The organism is Campylobacter sp. JMF_04 NA10, assembly GCF_027737655.1.
Lineage (GTDB): Bacteria > Campylobacterota > Campylobacteria > Campylobacterales > Campylobacteraceae > Campylobacter_B.
In genome coordinates this window covers 68,634-74,651 of the sequence record NZ_JAOVTZ010000006.1, presented here as the reverse complement: position 1 = coordinate 74,651, position 6,018 = coordinate 68,634, and the positions used below count along the sequence as shown (strand labels likewise).

Genomic DNA, 6,018 nt, shown 5'->3' with positions numbered 1-6,018 from the left:
TTGAAATTCTCTGTAAGGGGGAGGGCGCGCTTTTTAGGAGACGCTACCCTCCCCCTTACCAACCCCCACCCCTGTAAAACCTTAGAAGTGGCTAAATTTGGTAAAACGAAGTTTTTCCAAATTTAGCTAGCTTTATTTTTACTGAAATGCTTCGCATTTCTTTACAATTATAATGGATTGCATAAATTTTGGCTCATAGCTCAAAATTTCAATATTGCCACACAAGCAAAGCTTGCTCGCAATGACCCTTAGTGGCAAAATTTCGGCGCAGTGTTTTTAAGGTTGCGTAAGCGAAATTTTGCAAAATTTGAAAATTTACTTCAACTCGCCCCAGCTAGTAGCGATATCTAGGCTCGTTACGAGCGGGACATTTAAATTCACGACATTTTGCATGATTTCCCTAATTTTCGCGCCAAATTCCTGCGCATACTCGCTTTTTACCTCGAAAATCAGCTCATCGTGGATTTGCAAAACTAGCCTTGCCTCCGCGCTTAAATGCGGCGAAATCTCAACCATAGCCTTTTTGATAATGTCCGCTGCCGAGCCTTGAAACTTCGTATTTACCGCCTCTCGCTCATAAGTGGCTAGAAGCATTGGCGAAGCGTTAGCAAAATCAAAATATCGCCTGCGCCCAAAAAGTGTAGTGATAAATCCGTCGTTTTTGGCGCTATTTTTTAGCCCCTCCAAAAACTCCTTAATCGTCGCAAACGAGGCGAAATATCGCTCGATATAGCCCTTGGCCTCATTTCGCGGAATTTGCAAATTTTGCGCTAGTTTGCTTGCTCCCATGCCATAAATCAAGCCAAAATTTATGCTCTTTGCAATCGCCCTGTGTGCGGGTTCGCTATCGCCAAAAATGCTGATTGCAGTGCGCGAGTGTATATCCTCGCCCGCCCCAAATGCCTGCAAAAGCGCAGGATCCTTGCTAAAATGCGCCAAAAGTCTAAGCTCGATTTGCGAATAATCCAGCGAAAGCAGGCTATACCCCTCCTGCGCGATGAAGCAATTTCGCATATCCTTCGCCAAAGCCCCACGCGCAGGGATATTTTGCAAATTTGGGTTTTTGGAAGATAACCTGCCAGTGCTTGTGCCTGTTTGCATGAAATTTGAATAAATTCTGCTATTTTCGTTTTTCTTCGCAAGGGCAAAAAGTGGCTCACAATAGGTGCTTTGAAGCTTGTAAAGCTCGCGATAAGCTAGGATTTTTTCGATTACTGGGTGTGCCTGTATAAGCAGGGCAAGCACGCTCTCATCGGTGCTGTAACCTGTTTTGGTCTTTTTTTGGCACGGCAAACCCAAATGCTCGAAAAGCACCACGCCAAGCTGTTTTGTGGAGTTTATGTTAAAACTCTCGCCACTAAGCTCGTAAATTTCGTTTGTCAGCACCCTAAGCGCGCTTTCGTTGCGAGAAATCAGCTCGCTTAAATTTGGCTTTGAAATTTTAATTCCTGCATTTTCCATATCGCGCAAAACACGCACAAATGGGAATTCTAGCGTTTTTGCCAAATTTAGCAACTCTGGCGAGAGTAAATTTTGAAATTTAAAATAAAATTTCAAAGTTATCCACGCATCTTCGGCTGCGTATTTCGTGGCCTCATCAAACTCTAAACTCGCAAAAGTCTCGCCCTTGGCAACAATATTTTCAAATTTAATCGTGTCATAGTCGAAATACCGCTTAGCCAAGCTATCCATACCCACGCTCTCGCTAGGATTTATGAGCCACGCTAAAATCATCGTATCAGCGAATTTGCGTGGCGGTTTTATGCCGAAATTTTGCTCTATGATATTGAAATCGTATTTTAAATTTTGCCCCACAACAAAGCCAGAAAAAATCCGCTCAATCGCCATTTTCGCCGAATTTAGCGAAATTTGCTCGCCCACGCCTAAGTAATTATGCGTAAGTGGCACATAATACGCCTTTTGCTCGTTGAAACAAAACGAAAAGCCCACGATTTTGGCATTTTTGCTATCTAGGCCAGTGGTTTCGGTATCAAACGCCACGATAGTATCCTCGCTAATGCCCTCACAAAGGCGTTCTAGCTCGCTTTCGTCCCTCACGCACACTGGCTTAAAAGCTAGGCTCTCTTCGCTTTTATCGCCCTCGTTTTCGAGCGCGGAAAGAAGCTTGTGTAGCTCGTATTCGCGCAAAATTTCTTTGATTTTATGAAGCGGATTTTGCTCGGGAAAAACGGCGTTTTGCAGTGGCGAAATTTCGACCTCATCGCAAAGCGTAGCAAGCTTTTGACTCATAAAAGCTTCGTTTTTAGAGGCGATGAGATACTCGCGCTGTTTGTTTGGTGGCAAAAGCTCGATATTTTCGTAAATCCTCTCCAAACTCCCCCACTCATCAAGCAGTTTTTTCGCCCCCTTTTCGCCTATGCCTTTCACGCCTGGGATATTATCTGCGCTGTCGCCACAAATCGCCAAAAAATCAATGATTTGCTCGGGATAGACGCCGTATTTTTCATAGCACTCATCGCGGCCGTAGAGCATTTTTTTGGCATGGCTATAAATGCGTGTCTCGCCACCAATTAGCTGATAAAGGTCTTTGTCGCTGGTTACGATATTGATTTTGTGCGTGTCGCGATAGGTTTTAACGACACTTGCTATTAAATCATCGGCCTCATAGCCCTCTTTTTGCGCTGTGCAAAAGCCCATTTTCTCTATCATTTCTATGCAAACCGGAAGCTGTGCCAAAAGCCCGTCAGGCGGGGTTTGGCGGTTTGTTTTGTAATTTGGGTCAATGTCTGAACGAAAAGTCTTACCTTTGCTATCAAGGGCGAAAATTATATAATCGCTTTTGAACTCTCGCTCCAAATTTGCGATAAAATTCGCAAATCCGCTCACCATACCACTTGGCTTGCCGCTTTTGGTTTTTAAGCTACTCATCGCATAATACAGGCGGAAAAAAAAGCCAAAAGTGTCGATAATCGTGATAGTTTTCATACATTTCCTTAAATTTTGATTTTGCGTAGTGTAATGAAATTTGGCTAAATTTTGCAAATTTGCCAAATTCAAATTTATATAAAATTTATCGCAAAAACAGCTGGTTTTGAGAGTTTGCGTAGGCTGTCTTTGAGCATTAATTTATTTTTTGCGCCCGCGATTTGCAGGGTTAAATTTTCGAATTTAAACTCCAAATTTTTAAGTGCGTTTTCGTTTAAGATCCTAGCGAATTCGCACAAAAAGCTAAGCCACGCTAATGTTCGCTCATTTGGTAAAATTTCGCTTAAATTTGCAAAATTTGGGCTTAAATTTGGCTTGCCGTGCATTGCGATAATCGCCGCAATTAGGGCTTTTTGCTCGTGGCTCGTGCGGTAGTTTAGCCCATTTAGCACCATGGAAGCTGCGCTTTCGTGTTTGGCATAAAAGCCAAGCCTTGCGCCAATCTCGCAAAGTTTAGCGGCGTAGCAAAGTGGGCCAATGTATCTGTCTTCTAGCTTGTGAAGCGAGAAAAGCACGCTAAAAAGGGCTTTGGCGAACTTGTCTGCGTGCGAGCTTTCGCTAGCAAATCTATCTTGCAGACTTTTTAGGCTTGGGTTGAAATTCTTTGGCAAATTTGCCCCATGCAAAATCGAGCCCAAAAACACACCCTCTCGCACGCCCACACCGCTTGTAATCACGCTTTTTGCGCCGATTTTTTTAGCAATCTCGCTAAAAATTATCGCACCCTCTCTAATCGTATCATAACGCTCTTTTTTTATCGGAAATTTGGCTAGTTCTAGGGTTTTTGCGCCGATTAATTTGCTAAAAAACGGCGCGTATTTTTCGTAATCGTAGCAGTAATTATGCACGATTTTAATCGGATAATTCTCAATCGCCATTATGGCATTGCTTAGCGCTCTTGCCGAACCGCCCATAGCGATTAAATTTGAGCTGGCAAATTCGTCGCCAACCGCGCTGATTGCCTCATTTACATAGCCATATAGCCCAGCCATATCGCCTTTGTCGAAAAATAGCTCTTTTAGGCGAACGGTGCCTAAATTTAGCGAAATTTTGGCCTCGATTTTGCCATTTTTGATGCGCGCAAGCTCAGTCGAGCCTCCGCCGATATCCACGCTCACGCCCTCTTTGAAATCGCTAAGGAGATTGTGTGCGGCGTATCCTCCAAAATACGCCTCACTCTCGCCGTCGATTTTGCGGATTGCGATTTTGGTTTTTTTAAAAACTAGCTTGATAAACTCGCCCCCATTTGGAGCGTCGCGCAGTGCAGAAGTGCCTACGCAAAGCACCCTTTTGGCGCCGTATTTTTGGAGCAATTCTTTGAATTCCACAAACGCGTCAAGGCATTTTTGCATAGCCGCTGGTTGCAAAACTCCGCCGTTTTCATACGCGCCCTCGCCTAGGCGGACTTTGATTTTGTGCTCTGCAAGGATAAAAAACCCAAATCTGCTCGTTCGCTCAAAAATCACTAATCTGGCAGAATTTGAGCCTAAATCAATCACTCCAACGCGTTTTGGCATTAATAATCCATGTGAGCGTGTTTGTATTTAAGCTCACCCTCGGTTTCGATATTATCAGGATCGTAAGTTATACACTCGACAGGGCAGACTACGATGCAGGCTGGTTCTGAGTATTGATCCACGCACTCGCAGCACCTATCTGAATCAATCATATATGTCGGCTCGTCCTCGAAAATCGCCTCATTTGGGCACTCTTCGCGACACGCATCGCAACTGATACACTCGTCTGTAATCATCAAAGACATAAATTTAACCTTTACAAAAAAAATTAGTGCATTTATACACTAAAAACTTTTAATTTTATTTTAAAAAATACCAAATTTGCGCTATTTTTTGAGATTTTTTAGCGGAATTGTAAGGGTCGCTACAATCTTGTCTTTGGCGGGCGAATTTTTAAGGCTCACAGATGCGCCCATAGCCTGCGCGGCGTTTTTGGCTAAAAACAGCCCAAGCCCAGCGCCAGGCTTGCCGCCCTTGCGTTTAAACGGCGCGAAAAAGTCCTGGCTCTCGTCGATACTCTCGCCTAAATTTTCTACACGCACGATAAAATAATCGCCCGAAATTTCACTGAAAACCTCGATTACTTCGCCCTCTGGGGAAAATTTAATCGCGTTTTGGACGAAATTTTGGATAATGTGCATAAAAAGATTTTTTTGGATACTCACTTCTAGGGATTTTGGCGAAATTTTACTTACGACATCTTTTTTTTCATTTCTAGCCAAAATTTTAAAATTCACGCACAGTTCGCCCAGATACTGCACGATATCGAGCTGCTCTGGGCTCTCAAACTGCGCGCCCTCTTGGCGACCAATCTCTAAAATCGAGATTATCATTTTGTTCATATCGTCGATTGATTTGTTGTTGTTTTTGAGCGCCTCGATGTATTTTTCCGCCTCTCTTGGCTTTATGAGCGTTACTTCGTTTTTGGTTTTCATCACCGCTAGCGGGGTTTTTAGCTCGTGCGCGATACCGATAAATAGCTCTTTTTGATACATTATGAAGGTCTGAATTCGATCGATTAGGCGGTTTATGTTTGTCAAAATCGGGCGAAATTCGCTCTCGCACCTTTCCATGTCAAGCGGGGCTAGGAATTTCTCATCGAGACTGGCTAGCTTTTGCGAGATTACTTTAATTGGCATCAAAAGCGTGCGCGATAAAAACATAGCGTAAAAAATTATCAAAAATATCATTGTCAAATTTAGAATAATAATATCCACAAGTATCTGATTTGCGATATTTGCATAGACCGTTACATCGGTTTTGATCTGCAAAATTTCCTCATTGCTATATGGGTATTGAAGGGTCAAAAAATTGCTTTCACCCTCTTGGCTCTCGTAAAATTTAGGCTTGGTGATTTTCTCGCCATAAACGAAACTCGTGATAAACTCGCCTTTGGGATCTGGCAGATACTCTGGGATTTTTTCGACTGGAATTTTTGGCAGTTTTGTGATATTTTCAGCCCTTACCAAAAGCCCATGGACTGAATTTTCAAAAATCGTAATCCTTATATAGTTATAAAGCATTACGGAAAAAATCAAAATTAGCATCGCCGAAG

Annotated in this window: 4 protein-coding genes; all 4 read right to left on the bottom strand. The window is 43.0% G+C overall.

The features are described from left to right. Positions 1-315: 315 nt before the first annotated feature. Positions 316-2,946, bottom strand: coding sequence for a DNA polymerase I (polA, locus tag OFO12_RS07735; protein WP_270870074.1), 2,631 nt, complete (start codon positions 2,944-2,946; stop codon positions 316-318). A gap of 74 nt (positions 2,947-3,020) precedes the next feature. After that, on the bottom strand, positions 3,021-4,463 hold the full coding sequence (locus OFO12_RS07730) for a Ppx/GppA phosphatase family protein (RefSeq protein ID WP_270870073.1): 1,443 nt from the start codon (positions 4,461-4,463) through the stop codon (positions 3,021-3,023). Then, positions 4,463-4,708 carry a YfhL family 4Fe-4S dicluster ferredoxin gene (locus OFO12_RS07725; protein WP_270859720.1) on the bottom strand — a complete coding sequence of 82 codons (246 nt, stop codon included), beginning with the start codon at positions 4,706-4,708 and terminating at the stop codon, positions 4,463-4,465. The genes OFO12_RS07730 and OFO12_RS07725 overlap by 1 nt, the downstream gene beginning before the upstream one ends. Positions 4,709-4,789: 81 nt before the next feature. After that, positions 4,790-6,010, bottom strand: a complete 1,221-nt coding sequence (locus tag OFO12_RS07720) for a sensor histidine kinase (protein ID WP_270870072.1) — start codon at positions 6,008-6,010, stop codon at positions 4,790-4,792. Positions 6,011-6,018: the final 8 nt, after the last annotated feature.

Coding starts and splice junctions, on each gene's coding strand:
- polA (WP_270870074.1), bottom strand. CDS start 2,946: ATGAAAACTATCACGATTATCGACACTTTTGGCTTTTTTTTCCGCCTG.
- OFO12_RS07730 (WP_270870073.1), bottom strand. CDS start 4,463: ATGCCAAAACGCGTTGGAGTGATTGATTTAGGCTCAAATTCTGCCAGA.
- OFO12_RS07725 (WP_270859720.1), bottom strand. CDS start 4,708: ATGTCTTTGATGATTACAGACGAGTGTATCAGTTGCGATGCGTGTCGC.
- OFO12_RS07720 (WP_270870072.1), bottom strand. CDS start 6,010: ATGCTAATTTTGATTTTTTCCGTAATGCTTTATAACTATATAAGGATT.